The 16,883-nt window shown below is 62.3% G+C and carries 24 protein-coding genes and 1 pseudogene; 4 read left to right on the forward strand and 21 right to left on the reverse strand.

Annotated elements, in window-relative coordinates:
• The 4 genes and pseudogenes from GOB86_RS10820 to GOB86_RS10830 all read left to right on the forward strand — a co-directional run.
• Positions 1-99, forward strand: a pseudogene (locus tag GOB86_RS10820) (IS5/IS1182 family transposase); the annotation flags it as partial.
• A 71-nt stretch (positions 100-170) separates the two neighbouring features.
• Entirely contained in the window at positions 171-1,100 is a 930-nt protein-coding gene (locus GOB86_RS10825) for a LysR family transcriptional regulator (RefSeq protein WP_165992346.1), read from the forward strand.
• Positions 1,101-1,113: 13 nt separating this feature from the next.
• Positions 1,114-1,410, forward strand: coding sequence for an NAD(P)H-binding protein (locus tag GOB86_RS16115; protein WP_242012620.1), 297 nt, complete (start codon positions 1,114-1,116; stop codon positions 1,408-1,410).
• Positions 1,362-2,195: a Rossmann-fold NAD(P)-binding domain-containing protein gene (locus tag GOB86_RS10830; protein WP_242012621.1), complete on the forward strand. Its 834-nt coding sequence runs from the start codon at positions 1,362-1,364 to the stop codon at positions 2,193-2,195. The genes GOB86_RS16115 and GOB86_RS10830 overlap by 49 nt, the downstream gene beginning before the upstream one ends.
• Here GOB86_RS10830 and GOB86_RS10835 read toward each other — a convergent pair.
• From GOB86_RS10835 to GOB86_RS10930, 21 genes are all read right to left on the reverse strand, one after another.
• Complete coding sequence (locus GOB86_RS10835; protein ID WP_165992347.1) at positions 2,089-4,242, reverse strand: EAL domain-containing protein; 2,154 nt, start codon at positions 4,240-4,242, stop codon at positions 2,089-2,091. The two genes, GOB86_RS10830 and GOB86_RS10835, sit on opposite strands and share 107 nt — an antisense overlap.
• A 288-nt stretch (positions 4,243-4,530) precedes the next feature.
• A complete protein-coding gene (locus tag GOB86_RS10840; RefSeq protein ID WP_165992348.1) occupies positions 4,531-5,010 on the reverse strand; it encodes a hypothetical protein in 480 nt (159 codons plus the stop codon).
• Positions 4,997-5,464: a hypothetical protein gene (locus tag GOB86_RS10845; protein ID WP_165992349.1), complete on the reverse strand. Its 468-nt coding sequence runs from the start codon at positions 5,462-5,464 to the stop codon at positions 4,997-4,999. Before GOB86_RS10845 ends, GOB86_RS10840 begins: the two co-directional genes overlap by 14 nt.
• Before the next feature lie 68 nt (positions 5,465-5,532).
• On the reverse strand, positions 5,533-5,988 hold the full coding sequence (locus GOB86_RS10850; protein ID WP_165992350.1) for a hypothetical protein: 456 nt from the start codon (positions 5,986-5,988) through the stop codon (positions 5,533-5,535).
• Complete coding sequence (locus GOB86_RS10855) at positions 5,988-6,971, reverse strand: hypothetical protein (protein WP_165992351.1); 984 nt, start codon at positions 6,969-6,971, stop codon at positions 5,988-5,990. Before GOB86_RS10855 ends, GOB86_RS10850 begins: the two co-directional genes overlap by 1 nt.
• 2 nt (positions 6,972-6,973) lie before the next feature.
• A complete protein-coding gene (locus GOB86_RS10860; RefSeq protein WP_165992352.1) occupies positions 6,974-7,546 on the reverse strand; it encodes a DUF2612 domain-containing protein in 573 nt (190 codons plus the stop codon).
• Complete coding sequence (locus GOB86_RS10865; protein ID WP_165992353.1) at positions 7,546-8,772, reverse strand: baseplate J/gp47 family protein; 1,227 nt, start codon at positions 8,770-8,772, stop codon at positions 7,546-7,548. Before GOB86_RS10865 ends, GOB86_RS10860 begins: the two co-directional genes overlap by 1 nt.
• On the reverse strand, positions 8,759-9,112 hold the full coding sequence (locus GOB86_RS10870) for a hypothetical protein (RefSeq protein ID WP_165992354.1): 354 nt from the start codon (positions 9,110-9,112) through the stop codon (positions 8,759-8,761). Before GOB86_RS10870 ends, GOB86_RS10865 begins: the two co-directional genes overlap by 14 nt.
• Positions 9,113-9,192: 80 nt before the next feature.
• Entirely contained in the window at positions 9,193-9,834 is a 642-nt protein-coding gene (locus GOB86_RS10875) for a Gp138 family membrane-puncturing spike protein (RefSeq protein WP_242012622.1), read from the reverse strand.
• Positions 9,824-10,198: a hypothetical protein gene (locus GOB86_RS10880; RefSeq protein WP_165992355.1), complete on the reverse strand. Its 375-nt coding sequence runs from the start codon at positions 10,196-10,198 to the stop codon at positions 9,824-9,826. The genes GOB86_RS10875 and GOB86_RS10880 overlap by 11 nt, the downstream gene beginning before the upstream one ends.
• On the reverse strand, positions 10,152-10,676 hold the full coding sequence (locus GOB86_RS10885; protein ID WP_165992356.1) for a hypothetical protein: 525 nt from the start codon (positions 10,674-10,676) through the stop codon (positions 10,152-10,154). The genes GOB86_RS10880 and GOB86_RS10885 overlap by 47 nt, the downstream gene beginning before the upstream one ends.
• Positions 10,669-10,971, reverse strand: coding sequence for a phage baseplate plug family protein (locus GOB86_RS10890; RefSeq protein WP_165992357.1), 303 nt, complete (start codon positions 10,969-10,971; stop codon positions 10,669-10,671). The genes GOB86_RS10885 and GOB86_RS10890 overlap by 8 nt, the downstream gene beginning before the upstream one ends.
• Positions 10,971-11,684, reverse strand: a complete 714-nt coding sequence (locus GOB86_RS10895) for a hypothetical protein (RefSeq protein ID WP_165992358.1) — start codon at positions 11,682-11,684, stop codon at positions 10,971-10,973. Before GOB86_RS10895 ends, GOB86_RS10890 begins: the two co-directional genes overlap by 1 nt.
• A 170-nt stretch (positions 11,685-11,854) precedes the next feature.
• Positions 11,855-12,682 carry a DNA/RNA non-specific endonuclease gene (locus GOB86_RS10900; RefSeq protein ID WP_242012623.1) on the reverse strand — a complete coding sequence of 276 codons (828 nt, stop codon included), beginning with the start codon at positions 12,680-12,682 and terminating at the stop codon, positions 11,855-11,857.
• Between the two features lie 4 nt (positions 12,683-12,686).
• Entirely contained in the window at positions 12,687-13,772 is a 1,086-nt protein-coding gene (locus GOB86_RS10905) for a hypothetical protein (protein ID WP_165992359.1), read from the reverse strand.
• Between the two features lie 5 nt (positions 13,773-13,777).
• The gene (locus tag GOB86_RS16400) at positions 13,778-13,906 is read right to left on the reverse strand and encodes a hypothetical protein (protein ID WP_264811858.1); all 129 of its coding nucleotides are present in this window, start codon (positions 13,904-13,906) and stop codon (positions 13,778-13,780) included.
• The gene (locus GOB86_RS10910) at positions 13,903-14,373 is read right to left on the reverse strand and encodes a hypothetical protein (RefSeq protein WP_165992360.1); all 471 of its coding nucleotides are present in this window, start codon (positions 14,371-14,373) and stop codon (positions 13,903-13,905) included. The genes GOB86_RS16400 and GOB86_RS10910 overlap by 4 nt, the downstream gene beginning before the upstream one ends.
• Positions 14,373-14,807, reverse strand: a complete 435-nt coding sequence (locus GOB86_RS10915) for a phage tail fiber protein (RefSeq protein ID WP_194301176.1) — start codon at positions 14,805-14,807, stop codon at positions 14,373-14,375. The genes GOB86_RS10910 and GOB86_RS10915 overlap by 1 nt, the downstream gene beginning before the upstream one ends.
• A 2-nt stretch (positions 14,808-14,809) precedes the next feature.
• On the reverse strand, positions 14,810-15,973 hold the full coding sequence (locus tag GOB86_RS10920; protein ID WP_165992361.1) for a DUF3383 family protein: 1,164 nt from the start codon (positions 15,971-15,973) through the stop codon (positions 14,810-14,812).
• A gap of 4 nt (positions 15,974-15,977) precedes the next feature.
• Positions 15,978-16,538: a phage neck terminator protein gene (locus GOB86_RS10925; RefSeq protein WP_165992362.1), complete on the reverse strand. Its 561-nt coding sequence runs from the start codon at positions 16,536-16,538 to the stop codon at positions 15,978-15,980.
• The gene (locus GOB86_RS10930) at positions 16,493-16,873 is read right to left on the reverse strand and encodes a hypothetical protein (protein ID WP_165992363.1); all 381 of its coding nucleotides are present in this window, start codon (positions 16,871-16,873) and stop codon (positions 16,493-16,495) included. The genes GOB86_RS10925 and GOB86_RS10930 overlap by 46 nt, the downstream gene beginning before the upstream one ends.
• Positions 16,874-16,883 lie beyond the last annotated feature (10 nt).

Below are 16,883 nucleotides of genomic sequence, written 5' to 3' on the forward strand. Positions count from 1 at the left end.
CTCAAGCAGTTTCGCGCTATCGCAACCCGCTACGATAAACTGAAATCGACCTTCCTCGCAGCCGTGCAGTTCGCCTCAATCATCATCCTGCTTAACTGACGACACGCCGTAGAACATACAGGCGTGTTTTGCCCCAAACACGCCAGCCTCGCCACCATAGGAGCGGCACCATGCCAGACCGTTTTACCAGTATGCAGGTTTTCGTTAAGGTGGTGCAGCTTGGCAGCTTTAGTGCGGCGGCCCGCGCACTCGCACTCTCCCCCACCATGGTTACAAAGCATGTGACCACGCTGGAAGACCGGCTGGGTGTCACCCTGTTCCGCCGGAGCACGCGCCACCTCTCGCTAACCGAGGCGGGCCGCCTGTTCCTTGAGGGGAGCCAGCGCATTCTGGCCGACATGGAGGACATGGAGTTTGCCGTAAGCGAGCAGCGGCGCGAACCACGCGGCCACCTGCGGCTGAACGCGCCTGTATCCTTTGCCATACGCTACGTGGCACCCTACCTGCCCGAGTTCAGCCGCCTTTACCCCCATGTGAGCGTGGAGCTGGGCCTGAACGACCGCACCGTGGACCTGATAGACGAAGGCTGGGACCTGACCCTGCGCATACGCAAAATGCCCTCCAGCACCCTACGCAGCCGCAAGCTGGCCACCATTCGCATGGTGGTGTGCGCAGCCCCCGCCTATCTGGCCCGCGCGGGCACCCCCACCTTGGTGGAGGAGTTGGCCCAGCACCAGTGCCTTGGCTATACGCTGAGCGGCATAAACAGCGCCAACCGCTGGAGCTTTGGCGAAAAGGGCGAAAAAACCATCCCCGTTTCCGGCCCTCTCAGCGCCAATAATGGCGATGTGCTGCGGGAGGCGGCCCTTGCGGGCGGGGGCATTGTGTACCAGCCGGTTTTTGTTGTGAGCGAGGAGCTACGCACCGGCCGCCTGCGCGCACTACCACTGGACCTGCCCCCCGTACCGGGGCCGGACCTGCATGCGGTTTACGCACCGGGCATAAACCTGCCCCTTAAAACCCGCGCCATGATCGACTACCTGAGCCAGTGCTACGCCCCCACGCCACCGTGGGAACTGGCTCTGGCAAACACACCCTGAAGGGAGTTTGGGCATGGATGTTGTTCTGGGGGCCAACGGCCATGTGGGCACGGCTGTTGCACAGGCCCTGCTGGCACGCGGGCGGGCCGTAACCGTGGCCCTGCACAGCCCGGCACAAGCCCCAGCATGGGAACAGCGTGGAGCCGCAGTTGCCATTGTGGACGTATGCAACACCCCCGCGCTGACAGCTCTGCTGGGCCAGGCCAGCCGCGCCTTTGTGCTTAACCCGCCAGCCCCCCCCCCACACTGGATACGGACAAGGTGGAACGCGCCAGCGCCCACGCCATTGTGGCGGCCCTGCAAAAGGTGACGTTGGAAAAAATTGTTGTGCAGTCCACCTATGGTGCGCAACCGGGGGCGCATTGCGCGGACCTTGGCGTGCTGTACGAGCTTGAGCAGGCCGTGCAGGCCCTTGCCACGCCGTGCTGCATTGTGCGCGCCGCCTACTACATGAGCAACTGGCTCCCCCTTGTGGCCACCGCCCACACGACCGGCCTGCTACCAAGCCTTGTACCCGCCCACCAGCGCGTACCCATGGTGGCCCCGCAGGATGCGGGCCAGCTTGGCGCACACCTGCTGGCTGCCCCCGTGACCGAGACAGGTCTTTACGCAATTGAAGGCCCCAGCCCCTACAGCCCGGCAGATGTGGCCGCCTGCCTGAGTGCTACGCACAACCAGCCTGTTACGGTGGAGACCATACCCAAACCTGAATGGGAAAATTATTATCTGGCTAACGGATTTTCGCATATGGCAGCCACGTCCTACGCCACCATGACCGCCATATTTACCCACCAGACCTATGAGCGGCCCCAGCACCCCCACAAAGGGGCGACCGATCTGGCAACCTATTTTGCACAGGCACTCCGCACCAACACCTACCGCAGGTCTGGCGCACACATATCCCGCCCCCTGAATACCCCGGTGGCGGCCCTGCGGCCGTGGCCTTGCCCGCTGCGGCCCGCCAGTGATCAGGCCCGCATGGTCTGGCCTACTCCCATGCCAGAGCCATTTCCATCTCCCGCGTGGCGGCAATGGCCTGCTGCTGCGGGCGGCCAAGGTAATAACCCTGTGCCTCCGAGCAGCCCATGTTGCTGACCATCTGCAACTGGGCGGCAGTTTCCACCCCTTCCACCGTAACGGTCATGGCGCGAATGCTGGCAATGCCCAGAATGGCCTGAATAATTTCCTTGGCGGTGGGGTCTGGCAGGGCCTGAATAAAGCTGCGGTCGATCTTGATCTTGTCGAACGAGAACTTCCACAAATAGCTGAGCGAGGAATAGCCGGTGCCAAAGTCATCCATGCTGATCTTGCAGCCAAGGGCCTTCAACTCGCTCAGAATAACGTTTTTGTGCTCGTATTCATCCATCAGCACGCTTTCGGTTATTTCCACCTCCAGACGGTGGCCATCAAACCCTGTTTCAGCCAGAACATTCCTGACAATTTCAGGGAATTTCCGGTTTTTAAGCTGGAGGGGGGAAACATTGACCGAAACATTGATATGCGCAGGCCAGTTCAGCGCCTCGCTACAGGCTATGTGCAGGATCCGCTCGCCCAACTGGTGGATCAGCCCGGTCTCCTCCGCCAGACGGATGAACACATCTGGCGGGATCATCCCACGTTCGGGGTGGTTCCAGCGGGCCAGTGCCTCGTAAGACTGCACCTTGCGCGCGTTAATGCCGTAAATGGGCTGGTAGTGCAGTAACAGCCCATCCCCCTCCACCAGCCGGTGCAGGGCGGAGACCAGTTCCGCACGTTCAAGAATTTCGTAGCTCAGGTCGGTATCAAACAGCTTGTGCTGGCAGCGGCCAAGAGCTTTGGCGCGGTAGAGCGCCATATCCGCGTATTGCAACAAGGTGGTAACGTCCCCCGCCTGAAGCGGAAAACCAGCCGCACCAATACTGGCCCCGGACTTGGCCTCCGCCCCCTGAATAAGATAGGGCCGCCCAAGGCTTGCCACCAGTTCCTCCAGCCGGCTCTCTATCTCGTCCAGATGGCCGTAATGCTGCCAGATCACCGCGAACTCATCCCCCCCCAGACGGGCGACAAAATCATCCTCGCGGCAGCAGGCCTTCAGCCGGGCGGCGGCGGCGATCAGCAGTTCGTCCCCCCCGCTATGGCCATACATGTCGTTGATGGATTTGAAGTAGTCGAGGTCGATGTAAAGCAGCACAAACGGGTTGCTCAGGTCCTGCGACAACTCACCAAGGCGGATACCAAGGTAGTAGCGGTTGGGCAGGCCGGTCAGGCTGTCATAGTGTGCGAGCCGCTCAATCCTGCGCTGGGCGTCGCGGTATTCGGTAATATCGTCGGCAACGCACAGTTCCCAGCGCATGTTGCCGTCATCATCGGCGATCAGCAGATCATGGCGGGAGACAACACGCGACCGGCCCTCGCGGTCGACCAGTGTTTCCTCCACCGCTGCGGGCTGCTGGTACAAAAACGGGTCTTCGGCCAGCCCGCCGTCCAGTTGCAGGGGCGCATTAAAAGGCCCGCTTGCGTGGGGGGCGGCGGTATGCAGGCCGTATTCCTCCGCGGCCTTGTTATGCACAATAATGTCACCCGTTTTAATATCCCGCACCTGAATGGCGGTGGGGATATTGTCCACTATACCGGAAATAAAGGATTTATCGCGCATGATGGTTTTGTTGGCCTGCCGAAGTTCGCCCGCAATCTTGTTGAGCTCGTTAATGGTATCCATGGCCTGTGCGTGCAGGGAACGCGTCAGGCTGAGTGCCGAACCCAGCCCGTAATACTGACCACCTTCGGTTATGATGAATTCGTTAATCTGGTTGAGGGAACGGATGTTCAGGATTGTTGCAACAAAGTCGGGGACTTTTTCGTTCACATCCACCAGTATGGGTTCGCACTCCATAAGCAGGGAGATCGGGCGGTTGGCGTACACCTCGTAACCAAAGCGCTGGCCAAGCCGCAAAAAAAAGTCCCGCCGCTGCACAATGCCTATGGGCCGGTTACACTCGTCCACCACGGGAATGCCCGCCAGTTCGGCGTTGTCCTGAAAAATGGCAAGAACATGCGACCCCGCCTCCGTGGCGCGCACTGGCGCCACTTTGCTGGCAATATCTCGCATCTGGCGTTGGTTGGAATACGCGGGCACGTCCACCTCTAATAAACGCAACGTCATGTTTTTTCGCCTTCATCCAGCCCGCAAGGTCAGGACGGGAAAAGTCTTAACAACCGATTGCCCATACAACAACATGAAATATAACTGTTTTTTTATGAACTTATTATTATTTTCTCTAAATTCGCTTGACCCATCATTGGATTTTTCTTCCTCTTCCATCCTCCCCTTTTTCACCCTGCTGACTCTGCACACGCGGGCACACCCCACGGCCGCAGCCCACCACCATGGTGCTGGGTCTGGCACCACAGGGGGGCGCTAACCGCCTTTGCGGCCCCCGCGCGCCCAGCTTTACGCGGCAACGGCCTGTGCAAACAGGGCCACATTGCGCTGCGAGTCCGCGGCCCCGAGCGGGGTATTATAAAATTGTTTATGATACGCACTCAGCCCTGCGGAATCCGCTGGCATGGGCAATACGCGCGGCGCGCGGGCGTACACAATGCGCGCCATGGCGCAGGCATAGGCCAGATTACCCACCAGCAGATCCGCACGACCCACCCCGGCACCCTCCCCCCCAAGCTGGCGCAGGGCTGTTGCCAGTGCGGGCCGGAAGGCCAGAAAATTCCGCCAGCAGTCATCATGTGTTGCAGGCTCCATCTGCCACAGGCCCAGAGCGGGACCGCCACCATTCTGCCTGAGCCACACAAGCCCGCTTTCCACCAGCGCCGTGCCGGTTAACAAATTGAGCGCAGCACTGCCCCCAAGGCCCATATGTTCCAGTGCCGGGCGCACAAGCAGCGCCTTGAACTGCCCCAGATCAAGCCCCGGCATGGGGTGCCTCCCGCACAGGGGGCACCCACGGAGCACGCAGGTGCAGCCATTGCCCCCACAGGGTTCTGGCGATGTCCTGATGGGACAGCACGGTGGAGCCAAGGGCGGAACCAAGCGTGCATAAAAGCCCCGTAATAACGGCCAGTTTTCGCCACCGTCGCAGGCTGTCCTCGGCCAGTTGGTTCTGCCGCTTTTGCGCGCCGGTGTGCTCGGCCAGTTGCTGGGTCAGGGCTGTGAGCGCATTGCGCGTATCCTGCGCCTGTGCCGCGCGGTTGCGCTCACGCTCCTGCCCCTGTGCCTCAATAGAGATCAGGCGTTCCATCATGGCGGACTGGCCGGATTTGAGTGTGTCCACATCATCCTCCAGTCCATCAAGGCGACGGGCGTGGCTGTCCACGATGACGCGCAGGTCATCATCCACTGCGCGGGGGCCTGCGCATTGTGTTTGAGTCATTTGTTTTATCCGGGCATAAAAAAACCGCCTCACAGGGCGGCGGGTCAGGGCGGCGTGAGCGGAGGCGTTCAGGTCGTAACGGCTGCGGCATTACTGGCCGCCAGCACATCCGTGGGCTGGGCGGGCAGCGCCGTGCTGGTGGTGTCCGTGCCGTTGGCAATGGCGTTAATGGCCAGCACATAGGATTTCATGTCTACCGTAAACACCTCGCCCATTGCGGCGGCAAGGTTGGCCTGCTGCTGGACCCATGCCTGTGCGGTGACCGCCTGTGTTTTGAGCGGAACAACCACCAAGGGTGGCGTGTAATCCACCCAAGCCCCACCTATAACAGCCTTGGACAGAACGGTGTTCCCGCTCATGCGGGCAGCCCACTGAGTATCACTCAGTGCAAACAGCTTGTCGGGGTCTGGCACATTAGCCAGCGTGGAAAGCTCCGCCAGATCATAATACCCGCACGGCGTATTCAGGTCCGCGTAATAGCGGTTGGACCATGTGCGTGTTCCATCGGTGTAGGGCGCGCTCATTATTTGGGTCCTATGGCTAATATGTTCATGGTCATGACCATTCCGGCGGGAGGGTCGAATGTTCCGCTCGCCTGTATGCCCGCCATCCGAAAGCTCAGACCTGTGCTGGTCTCGGTGCCGGGCTCAATATTGGGCAGCAGAAGGGGATAGTTTGTGGTATTTTCCCCAAAGGCAATGCCGATCACCATAATATTGGAAGACGAAAACGCCTCAGGGAACACAACGGGGAACTGCACCGTATGCCCCCCCGGAGATGTATGCGTAGCTGTAAAATACTGGATTTTCTGGTCCAATGGGATGGGAATATCCGCCAGATTGGCCAGCACCGCACCGTTGGACAATGTCCGCCCATCCGCATCCTGCACCAGACTGGTAATACGCGCCTGCCCCGTTGCGGGAACGGATGCCGGGTAGCGCCCCTCTGCCGTCTCTGCGTTAAGCGCGTCCTTGCCGGTGAATACCGCAACGTCTGGCACGGTTGTCTGCCCGCCAAAGGCTACCGGGCCGGTAATGCTCTGGAGTGTGGCAAGGGCCAGTTGCAAAAACTGCCCGTTGGCCCATGCTTGTGTGGCATACCCGTCAAACAGGCTTTTCCACGTAGCACCATCTGCACCGGGGGTGGAGACATTGGCATCCGCCGTGCTGACCCAGAACGCGCCGGGGGCGGCCCCTGCCACAATGGCCCCCGCCGGGTAGCCACCAATGGACTGCGCAAAAGCCGCATCAAACGGCCCCAGATACCCCGCCTGCAACACCTGCATGGCGGAGGAAAGCAGGTTGAGCAGGCCGTTCATGTCCTGCCCGCGCGGGGGTTCGCCCCCTGCGGCGCGCGCAATAAAGGTCTCGGGCGGGAAGCCAAGCGCGACCGAGGCCGTGCCATCGCCCGCCGTGGCCTGCGTTGGGGGAATGGTCGCAATATTGCCCGCTGCTGCCGCTGCCCCAATGGGCGTGCCAAACAGCTTGCGGTCATCTGTATTTTTCATGATTATTCGCTCTGAATGGAGTAAGAAACAGACACACCCGCAGGCCGGGGCAGCACGCCGCTGGTCTGAATAATGCTGACCTGCACATCCGTGGGCACGAACCTGAACACGTAGGTCATGCTCATATCGCCATTGTCGCGCACATAGGCATCGCCCTGCCCTGCAAACAGGGTGGTCAGGATCTGGTTGGTCTCCAGCACCGAACCGCCGGAAATATTGGCCAGCGCGCGGGCGTAAATAAGCTGCCTGTAACCATCATCAGCCAGCCGGTAGTTATTGGTCGCCTCCACGCCACGGTACCATGGTGTTTGCCCAAAGCCCTGCTCCGTCAGGTCCGAGGCTTCGTAAAACCCCAGATAGGACTGGGCGGAAAGGCTGATTACGCGTGACACACCCACAATACGGCCCCACACATCCAGCCCATAACCCTGTGCGGTTTGCAGGTTCCAGACCTTGTTGTACCACTGATCAATCAGGGGGGCGGGGTCCAGCATCTGGTTCCAGCCCGCAACCAGTGCCTGCATGCGCGGCGCATTGGCGTACTGGGACAAAAAAGTCTGCTGCACGTTCTGCATCAGACCACCTGCACACTGATTGTAGCGGTTGAGACAACGGGGATCTGCTCAATAGTCAGTGCCACCGTAGGGGCAGTCGGCTGTGCGGCAAGGCCCACGGTTATGCCCACAATTTTTACCCAGTCCCCCACACCGCTTACACTGGTGTAAAAGTTGCTGGCGTAAACCGTGCCGCCAATGGCCACGCGCTCAGCCCGCGTGGCCGCGGCAAACCCCGCCACAATGGCGGCCTGCACGTCCGTAACCGCGGTGGAGGGCACATTCACCCCACCTGCCAGCACCACCGCCACATAAACCGGCACAGCCTGCGCGCGCGTAAACTGCACGGTATATTCCGGCGGTGTGGCATAGGCCGCATTGGGGTCCACCACCACCACGCGGCTGTTGCCCACGCTGGCGCAACCGGGGGGCTTTTTGCGCAGGATGGCAAGGGCCACATCCGCATCCAGCCCACCATTTACGCACACATACAGGCTGTGCGCGGGCAGGGTTACACCGCCCACGCTCACCGGGTTGGCCGCACTGTTCTCGCACACATAGGCATCGGTCACACCGGGGGTGGACAGAACCTCGCCCGCAAGGGCATCCAGCGGCCCCATGGCATTGTGCGCCACCGTCTGCTCGCGGCGCAGTTCAAACGCCTGCCGCCCTTCCACCGCCCCCCCCGTTACCCCGGCTGCGGCATTGGTCACACTGGTCAGCCCCACAACCGACTGGTACACCCCAATACTGCCCGGCGGGCACTCCACCGCACCCGTAACCGTGCAGGAAAACGTGCCAGACCCATACCCCGTACCGTCCAGAGTTATGGGGCCATCGGCGCCGTATGTGTTGGTACTTCCGTCCTGCACCAGCGTACCCTGTGGCACAATGGTGCCCGCAGCCCCCGTGCACTGGCAGGTCACCACCGTGGCGGTAGCGGGCTTGCGGGTTATAAAATACAGGTTGCCAATAGCATCCTGCATGCGGCCCCATGCCCGCTCGGGGTCCACACCATTGAACAGAGCCAGCATCTGGTCATACGCATCGCCCACAATGGCGGTAAGCGACATGGCAAGCTGCCCCTGCGGCGTGGACAGGTCGGTATTGAGCACATTGCCAAAAGCTGCGTTCATATCTGCCAGAACGCCAGCCAGAATATCGCTCTCCGCCGGGGCCACAAAGCCTGCATCGGTCATGGTGGGGGCGGGAACGGACGTTGTGCCCACGGTATTAGAACCCGACATTCTGCACATCTCCAAGTATGGTGGATACAAGAACATAGCCAGATAACTGGCGGTTTGCGGAAATACCGGTCAGCACACACCGGGCGGCGGCCACACCGGCCACCGCACTGGCCGCCTGCTCCGCCTGCATGCGAAAAACCGGGGCCGCCTGTGTGTGGGCCAGAATATGCTGCCGGTAGGGCAGGCCGGTTGCGGTGTTGTAGTAACACTCGCCCGTAAACACCCTTATGGCGGAAGAAACATTCTGGCATATGGCGTAAGAGCCGGACGCCACGGCCATGTTGCCGCTGGCATCGGGCAGCAGGTCCCATGTTGTCCGGTCAAGCAACAGCGTGTTCATGGACCCTCAACACAAAAAAACCGCCTCGGACGGGCGGCGTCTGATAACAAAAAGTTCTGATTTTTCCAGCATGTTGTACCCTACTGGGGACCACCCGTTGTGCCCCCGCCGGGTTGCACGCCCGTATGGGTGTGGCCTTGCAGGCTGATCTGCCCTGCCTGCACATCGCCCTGGGCATTCACCCCGCCCTGCACCTGCACAGCGCAGTTGATCTGGCAGGCGGTGGCATTCACAACAAAGCGGCCTGTGGTGCTGAGCACAAAATCCTCCCCCACCCAGCCTGCGTATTCCTGCGGGGCAGCGTTCAAAAATCCGCCAATATACAGGGAATCCGCGTAATCATGCTGGCGGTAGGAGCCGGGAGCCGCTGGCTGGCGGGTGGCCTTTACGCTGGCAATATCACGCCCGCAGACAATAATGGCCCCCACATCACCCACTGCGGGGTCACAGATCAGCGCGCGCCTGCCACCTTGCAGGCGCAGGTAAGGCACGTTGTGGATCAGCCCGTGCGGGGTGGTGCGGCCTGCCCCGTCCTGCTGGTGCACCATGGGTTGCACATCGACCATGCCCACGGGCTCCAGCCCCGTGCCCCGCACGGCGCGCACCTGCACAAGGGCGGTGGCCCCCAGCATGGCAAGCACCCGGCGAATGGCCGCGTTGGTGGCGTTAAACGCACTTGCCCCGTCCTCGGCCCGCAGGGAGCCTACCAGTTTATTTTGCAAAAGCCTGTCCGGCAAAGTCTGGCCTTGCCGCCTCCACTGTTGTGAACCATGGCCCATCGGGCCGTTCGGTCTGTAGATCGTGGCGCACGTTCTGCACGACCCACAGCCCGCTCGCGGGGGGTGTGCCACCTGCTGCCTGCGTGGTGCTGACTTGTCCGGTGCTGGCCTGCGTACCTGTGGCCTGTGTGCTCAAAACCTGCGTGCTGGCAGTACCACCAGCCGTTATGGCCTGCGCGGGCATGCCTGTTTGCAGGTAGACCGTATCCCTGAACCGGATATCGGGGTTGAACACACTTTGGAACAGCACCCCGTACTGGCTATAGCTGGGGTAACCCACAAGCCCCGTGGCAACGCTTACGGGCAAAGCCTGCCCCTATTCCTGCGCCACCATGCCCGCCAAACGATGTAGGGGCAACCGGCAGTGCGGCAGGCAACGCACCAGAGAGGGCACGCACCTCAAACGCTACATCGGGGCTGTTGGCGTAATCCACAAAAGCCTCGACCACACCACCCCAGAACACAACAGGGCGAGTATTGCCCCCCAGCCCTGCGGCATTGCCCGCCATAATGGTGACCGTATTGCGCGTTTGCGCCGCCATGCCCGCCTGCATGAGCGAAAGCCGGTTGAGCAGTGGCTGGGCCAGCCCTTCCAGCCGCAGGGCGCAGGCCATGCCGCTCTCCAGCCCGGTGCTGACAATCTGGCAACGCACGCGGTAGCCGCTCAGGGTTATTGTATCCGCCCCGGCAGCGCCAAACCCGTCCTGCGCCAGCGTGAACACCACATCCACCTGCCGGTTGGCCAGAGTGGCTGGCTGCGTGCCAGCCTGCGTGTTCTCAGCCATTGGCGTCCTCCGCGTAAACAAGCACAAAGCGGCTGCCCAGACCGGTGTAATCGGGGTCCTGCGTGCCCTGCGTATCGGCAAAGGCGAGGTCTCCGGGCAGGGGGCTGGCGCTATGGCGCACAAGCCATGTGCGGTCCTGGCACAGCGCGCCTGCCAGCACGGGCACATCATCCACCCACACGGCGGCATACAGCCCGGTGCTCCGCTGCTGCACGTCCAGCCTGATCGCATGGCCAGACAGGGGAACCCGCAGACTCTGATACGCAACAGCGTTCAGGGGAATAACAACCGCCATTACTGGAACCCCGTTACAACCATGTTGGAGGCAAGGGCCTGCACATGCCCCCCATTCCGCACGACCTGCCCCTGCGGGGTGGCCGTGCCTGCCTGTGTGGTGGTGGCCCCAAGCCGCACTTCCTGCACGCTCAGCTCGGCCAACAGCATGCTCACACCCAGCCGCACCTCGCGGCGGATACGGTAGCCGGTGACATTCACATTGGTATAAACCGCCTCGGGCATAACAATGTGGTACAGGCCAAGGTCGGCCACCAGCGCGTCCAGTGCCGCCACAAACAGGGCGCGTGTCTGCAACGCGCCAGACAGACCGGGCATGCCAAACGTGCTCAGCAGGTCCCCCAGCACACTGGCGCTGCCCAGTTCCATGCTGGACCCGTCACACAGCATTTCCACCTCATACAGGCCGGGCATACGCACCTTGTTGTAGGAGAGGAAGGACCCATCCTCCTGCGGGGCGCTGGCAATGCGGCACTGGCTTTGCACACCAAGGGCGCGCACATGCCCAGAGGTCAGGACCGGTCTGTTATCGGGTGTAAAAATACCCCACTGCCGCTCCGCCTGCGCCAGAATTGCGCTGTCGAGCATGGTGGCAACAGTGGTGGAGGCCGAGGCAGAAACCCCCGCCCCGACCGACTGGCCCAGCAGAACCGGCACCCCGGCCGCCACGGGCACATCCCACACGGCAGGAAGACTGATGGGAAGCATGGGCATGATGGCAAACTCCACCTTGAAGAAAAAAATATATGTCGGGGCATGTGCGGCCACACCGCCTGCGCGGACCTTGGGCCGAAACAAAAAAAGCGGCCCATGTAGGGCCGCTCCAACGCTGGTTATAAGCTGTGTTTTTTACCAGCCCCACCCAAGAGGCCAGCTTGTGGCCGCTAGGGGGAGGGCAACCGCCACACCTGCGCCTTGACCTGCGCGGACACGGCGGGGAACGGGTCCACGCCTGCATTGCGGATAAGGGTCTGCACACTCACCTGATCGCAGTGGGGGTGTACGGGGCGGTTCTTGCACACATACACCCCCGCCTTGTTGCGCGTGGGGGAGTAAACCGCCTTCCAGACCGAACTGGGCACATACACATGGTCATGCCCCTGCGTGGCAATGGGGCGCAGGTGAAAAGCAGGACCAGTGACCACATACAACTCGCCCTCGCGCCGGGCCAGCAGGCGCACCTTGCGCTCCATGCGCGCCCATATGCCCTTGTTCAGCGCCGAAGCCTGCGGAACAATGTTGGACAGGGCGTAGGTTTCCTGCTGCCCCTGTGGAGTTGGCTGGTCACCACTGGGGGCCATGTGCCCCCGGTCATAGGGTTTTGTGCGCCTGTAATCGCTCAGGCCCGAACCGCCGGGCCAGCGCGGGTCGGCATAAAAATGCCCCGTGCGTGGCAGCTTGGCGGCAGCGGCCATATCCTGCGCCCGCAAGTGCTCGGCCGCCCATAATGGCCCGTGTGATACGGTGGAAACAAGAGCTGCGTACCCCCGGTTGCACAGCAGGGCGGTCCCCTGCTCCAGCCGGGTGCTGGTCAGCACCGGCAATTGGGAGTTGACCCCAAACGCCTTGCACCTCTCCTCTTCCGCCCATGCGGGAGCAGCAACAAAACAACACGCAACAAAAGCCAGTAACAGACGCATGGGACAAACCGTAAACCAGTTTGCCCCCTGCGCAATAGCCGTGCCGGACACACCCTGCCCATACCCCGCCAAAAGCCTAGAACTGCCCCATATTGGCCTGCCGCGCCTGCATGCGCAGTGTATCCATCCGTTGTTCAAGCTCATCACCAATAGCCTGTGCGGTGGCATTTGTGGCGTTGACCGTAATCTGGGCCTGCACGGTGGGTGCAGCGGCGGCACGCAGGGGGGCGGCCGTGCTGGCCACCTTCACCGCGCGGCTGGTCGCGTGCAGGTAGTCCGGCGTACTGGGTGGGGCGAGGGCCACATGCGGCCCCGCACCCTGCAAACCACCCTGCCCCGCACCACGCCTGACATCCCCTCCGACTGATCCCCCCACGGCCCAATGGCGCAGAACGCGGGCCATAAGCCCGGCATGCTCCCATACGGGGCGGGTGGCACCATGGGGACCACGGGCCTGACGTAGCACCCAATGCCCGCCCCCCTTATGGCCCTGCACGGCCCCTGCCCGCTCCCCACGGGCCAGAACATGCTGCCCCGTGGGGAGCGGGGGCCGCGCCGCCGCACTTTTGTGGGTCGCTACCCTGCTGGTGCCCGCGTTCTGGCCTGCCCCCGTGGATTGGGGCGGGGTTGTGGACCGCGCAGGCTGTACGCCTGCCCGTTCCTGTGGGGCCTGCATATGCGGGGCAGGCTGCTCCCCTGCATATGCGGTTCTGGCGGCAGGGTAGGTTTGCCCCTGCCCCGCTGGGCGGGTGGAACCCAAAATCCGTTCTGGCACAAACCCCGCCCGCACGGGGGCGGCGTGCCCTGCCCCCTCCGGCGGTGATGCCGGGTGGGGTAATGCTGGCCCATGGCCTGCAACCATGCGGACCTGCCTGCCCCCCTGCCCACGCGGGCGCGCCAGAGGGACCACCCCTCCGCCCCGCCCCATGCGGGCCTGCCGGGCAGGCAGCATGGCGGCCACAAGGGCTGCAACAGCCCCCCGCCCACCGTGTCCTCCCTTCCAGCGGGTAGGAGCCACGCCGCGTTCTGGCACAGCCCCCGCCAGAACGGACAGGACCGCCCGCGCCAGGACCGGCCCGGCATCATGCCCCTGTGGCGCACCAGCACCTTTGGGGTGCTTATGCAGCAATGTGGCTGTCAGGCACTGTGTGAGCGTTGCCATTGTTTTTACCTGTTAAACCGTTTGACCAGAGCCATTTCCAGCAGGTTTTCAAAATCCTCGCTGTCATACACACTTTGCAGTTCATGCAGGCTGGCCAGACCTTCCATCATGACCAGCGCATGCCGCTCACTCACATTGGGGCAGCGGGCGGCGGCGCGCCGGGTTCCGTCTGGAGCAGTGCCGACAGAAGGGAAAACAACGGGCCGACGCCTTTGAAAAAATCCACATGCAGGGCAAATGCTTCCTTCTGGAGCCAGCCAACGGTGGGAATTTCCTCCAGATCGCTCTCATCAAGCGGGCGGCGCACCGCCGGATTGCGCGGGTCGGGCTGTACGCTCACACAGCGCATAAGCCGGGCCAGCAGACTGTCCATCCGCTCGGGATCCATGGCGCCAAAAATACCAAGCCCCACAGCGGCCAGCCCCGCCAGCCCCGCATCCGCCTCCAGCCCCGGAATATCCGCCCCCGAGGCAATGGCCGCCTGCAAACAGTGCCGCCCCCACTGGTCCGCCTCCATGGCGGACATGCGGGTGATGACAAACACCTTGCCGTGGTCTGCCCCTTCCATGGGCACGCACACACTAGTCTGGCGCAGCGCCATTACAGACCCGCCGGGTAAATGGCCTGCCAGCGCACGGCAAACTGCCGGTCCGCCAGCATACGCCCGGCCGAGGGCATGGGGGCCATGGCGCGCAGCACACCGTTGACCATGGTGTATTTGCGCCCTGTGGAAGTCAGCGTGATTTCCGCCCCCAGTCGGTAGAGCGTGCGTGCGGTCTGCTGCGCGGTCATAATGGCCTCAAACACAATCACGCTCTCGCTCGCGGCGGAAAGCTGGATGGTCTGGTCCACGGGTTCGGGCACAAAACCTGCGTTGAGGTACCCATCAATCGACATCTGGGTCTGGGCGCAGTTCTGCTCCGCCACGTCCCACGCGCGGTCTGTGGCAAAGTTTTTGAGCGTGACAGGCGCGTTGTAAAGACCGGCCACGGTAATAGTGAAAATGGCATTGGCTGCCGAAATATCGAGCGCCATGATTACTGCACCTCAACACTGTTCAGGGTTATAGCCTGCACGCTCTGCCCGTCCGCGTACCACAGGCGCGCGGGCGGGGTTGTGCGCGCCACCCGCAAGGACGCAGGCGCGGTGGACACGTTGGGCATAAAATACCACCCGCGTGTGGCCACACTGTCCGCCGCAGTAGCCACGGCGGCGGCATTGTTGATCTGCTGCTTTTGCGCGGTGCTCAGCGCCACACCGGGCTGAATGGCCCCAAAGCCCAGTGCCTGCGTAATGGTGCCCTGCACACTGGCGGCCACCAGTGTATCCCCCTCCGTATTGTACGGAATCTGCCCGGTATTGAGCAAAAGGGTGATCAGGTCCGAGGTCAGGCTGGCGTTGAGCCAGATCTGGTTGACGTAACTATCCGCCCAAAGGAACGGACCAGACACGCAACCGGGCCGCATGAACTGGAACGTGCTGGAGGTGTTGGCATACGCGCCGTAAAAATTGTAGCCGTTATCAAGCAGTGTGGCAGCCGTTGTGCCATCCACCACCGCAGGGGTAACAAGGCCAGAGCCGTCCTGCACCATGGCCAGCGTCTGCCGCCCAGCCGTTGTTGCGAAGGAGAGAGACGCCATCCACCCCATGCACAGGGCCGCCGCCAGCGGGTCGTTGTACACAACGCTTACACCGCTCAGGTTCTGGTTTTTCAGCCACACGCCAAACGCGGTTGCGCTGTTCTGCGTGGTGGCCTGTGCGTCCGTATCCCACAGCACGGCCCATAGGGTGTTGCCCTGCGCGGCAACCCACTGGGCAAGGGCCTGTTTGTCCGCCAGATCGGGCTCAAAAGCCGGGGCTACGGCGTTCCATGCCGCGTTGGTGGCGCGCAGGGTGGTCATCTGTTCGGCCACACTCTGCCCGGTTGCGGGGTTGGTGTACCCACCAAACAAAAGGCGCGCGGGCGTCATGACCGCATTGGTGTAGCCTGCAAAATAGACACAGGCCATCTGGTATTCTACGGACTCCGTGCCAAATGCGGTGCCCACATCCGCAGCAGAGGTATAGTCCTTTGTGGTGCCTGCGGGCACAACGGCTGCGTTGGTGCTCAGCACAAGGCCGGTCAGCGCGTTCAGGCTGCCGCCTGCACCCAGCACACCGGGGGTGACCTTGACGATGGTGGAAATGGGAATGCCAGCCACAGCGTTACTCCTCTGGCGCATCGGTTACATCGGCACTTACAGCGATGACCGACAGGGTTGTTGCAAAATCCTGAGCAATACTCAGGTTGAATGTGACCTGCATGTGCAGGGTTACACTCCAGTTTTCCTCATACTGGTGTTCACCGTCCCTAAAGCCGGACTGGGTGGGCGCTCCCACATCCAGCGGGGCGAGCGGGAACGGCAGGCCAGCAAAAAACGCCCCCGCAGACGGGTCGCGCCACAGGGCGGCAATGGTTTGCGCGTAGCCCCCCGCTCCAGCCCCAAAAATACCAAGCTGCATGCCCAGCCTGACCGGCTCGCTGACCTCGCGCGTGGTGGGGGTGTATGCCCAGCTATTGGTGGCCAGGCGTGTGCGCTCAACCAGCGTCATGGTGACAAAGGGGCCAAGCGGTGGAGCCACGCGGTTCTGCTGGCCAAGCACCACCTGCACGCAGGCAGGCAGAACATTCAGCAGCCAGTTGCGCACCGCACCGTAAATCTGCCCGTCCGTGGGGGTTATTACGCAGGTGGGCTGCTCTGCCGCGTTACCAGAACCTTGGACCATTCCCCCTCCCCCCATTCCTCAAGGGACTGGGTAATCAGCCAGTCCGCGCCGTAAAACTGCAAAATGTCTCCTCCGCACTGTAACGGTCTGTTCAGCGCGCGGGCGGCGGCGGGCAGGTACACCACGCGCCTGTCCGCCTGCTGGGCAATGTTTTGCACCTGTTGCAGGTCCTCCCCCGCCACGGCCTGCACCTCTATGCGCAAATCAAGCGGGGTGTAGGTGGGGGTCTGGCTGCCATCGGGGTTGGTCACGCTGCCCGTACTGGCCAGCAGGGTTGCCGCCACGCAGGGGTTTACGGCACCACTCAGCCGACCAGCCAGTGCAAAAATCTGCATGGACAAATGC

It is taken from the genome of Acetobacter lambici, from assembly GCF_011516885.1.
Taxonomy (GTDB): domain Bacteria; phylum Pseudomonadota; class Alphaproteobacteria; order Acetobacterales; family Acetobacteraceae; genus Acetobacter; species Acetobacter lambici.

Excerpts from the sequence above, each read along its gene's own strand:
- GOB86_RS10930 (WP_165992363.1), bottom strand. The coding sequence starts at position 16,873 with ATGCAGATTTTTGCACTGGCTGGTCGGCTGAGTGGTGCCGTAAACCCC.
- GOB86_RS10870 (WP_165992354.1), bottom strand. The coding sequence starts at position 9,112 with ATGAACACGCTGTTGCTTGACCGGACAACATGGGACCTGCTGCCCGAT.
- GOB86_RS10895 (WP_165992358.1), bottom strand. The coding sequence starts at position 11,684 with ATGCCCATGCTTCCCATCAGTCTTCCTGCCGTGTGGGATGTGCCCGTG.
- GOB86_RS10835 (WP_165992347.1), bottom strand. The coding sequence starts at position 4,242 with ATGACGTTGCGTTTATTAGAGGTGGACGTGCCCGCGTATTCCAACCAA.
- GOB86_RS10885 (WP_165992356.1), bottom strand. The coding sequence starts at position 10,676 with ATGGCTGAGAACACGCAGGCTGGCACGCAGCCAGCCACTCTGGCCAAC.
- GOB86_RS10850 (WP_165992350.1), bottom strand. The coding sequence starts at position 5,988 with ATGAGCGCGCCCTACACCGATGGAACACGCACATGGTCCAACCGCTAT.
- GOB86_RS10840 (WP_165992348.1), bottom strand. The coding sequence starts at position 5,010 with ATGCCGGGGCTTGATCTGGGGCAGTTCAAGGCGCTGCTTGTGCGCCCG.
- GOB86_RS10890 (WP_165992357.1), bottom strand. The coding sequence starts at position 10,971 with ATGGCGGTTGTTATTCCCCTGAACGCTGTTGCGTATCAGAGTCTGCGG.
- GOB86_RS10910 (WP_165992360.1), bottom strand. The coding sequence starts at position 14,373 with ATGGCGCTGCGCCAGACTAGTGTGTGCGTGCCCATGGAAGGGGCAGAC.
- GOB86_RS10825 (WP_165992346.1), top strand. The coding sequence starts at position 171 with ATGCCAGACCGTTTTACCAGTATGCAGGTTTTCGTTAAGGTGGTGCAG.
- GOB86_RS10860 (WP_165992352.1), bottom strand. The coding sequence starts at position 7,546 with ATGCAGAACGTGCAGCAGACTTTTTTGTCCCAGTACGCCAATGCGCCG.
- GOB86_RS10855 (WP_165992351.1), bottom strand. The coding sequence starts at position 6,971 with ATGAAAAATACAGATGACCGCAAGCTGTTTGGCACGCCCATTGGGGCA.
- GOB86_RS10845 (WP_165992349.1), bottom strand. The coding sequence starts at position 5,464 with ATGACTCAAACACAATGCGCAGGCCCCCGCGCAGTGGATGATGACCTG.
- GOB86_RS16115 (WP_242012620.1), top strand. The coding sequence starts at position 1,114 with ATGGATGTTGTTCTGGGGGCCAACGGCCATGTGGGCACGGCTGTTGCA.
- GOB86_RS10925 (WP_165992362.1), bottom strand. The coding sequence starts at position 16,538 with ATGGTCCAAGGTTCTGGTAACGCGGCAGAGCAGCCCACCTGCGTAATA.
- GOB86_RS10905 (WP_165992359.1), bottom strand. The coding sequence starts at position 13,772 with ATGGCAACGCTCACACAGTGCCTGACAGCCACATTGCTGCATAAGCAC.
- GOB86_RS10915 (WP_194301176.1), bottom strand. The coding sequence starts at position 14,807 with ATGGCGCTCGATATTTCGGCAGCCAATGCCATTTTCACTATTACCGTG.
- GOB86_RS10865 (WP_165992353.1), bottom strand. The coding sequence starts at position 8,772 with ATGTCGGGTTCTAATACCGTGGGCACAACGTCCGTTCCCGCCCCCACC.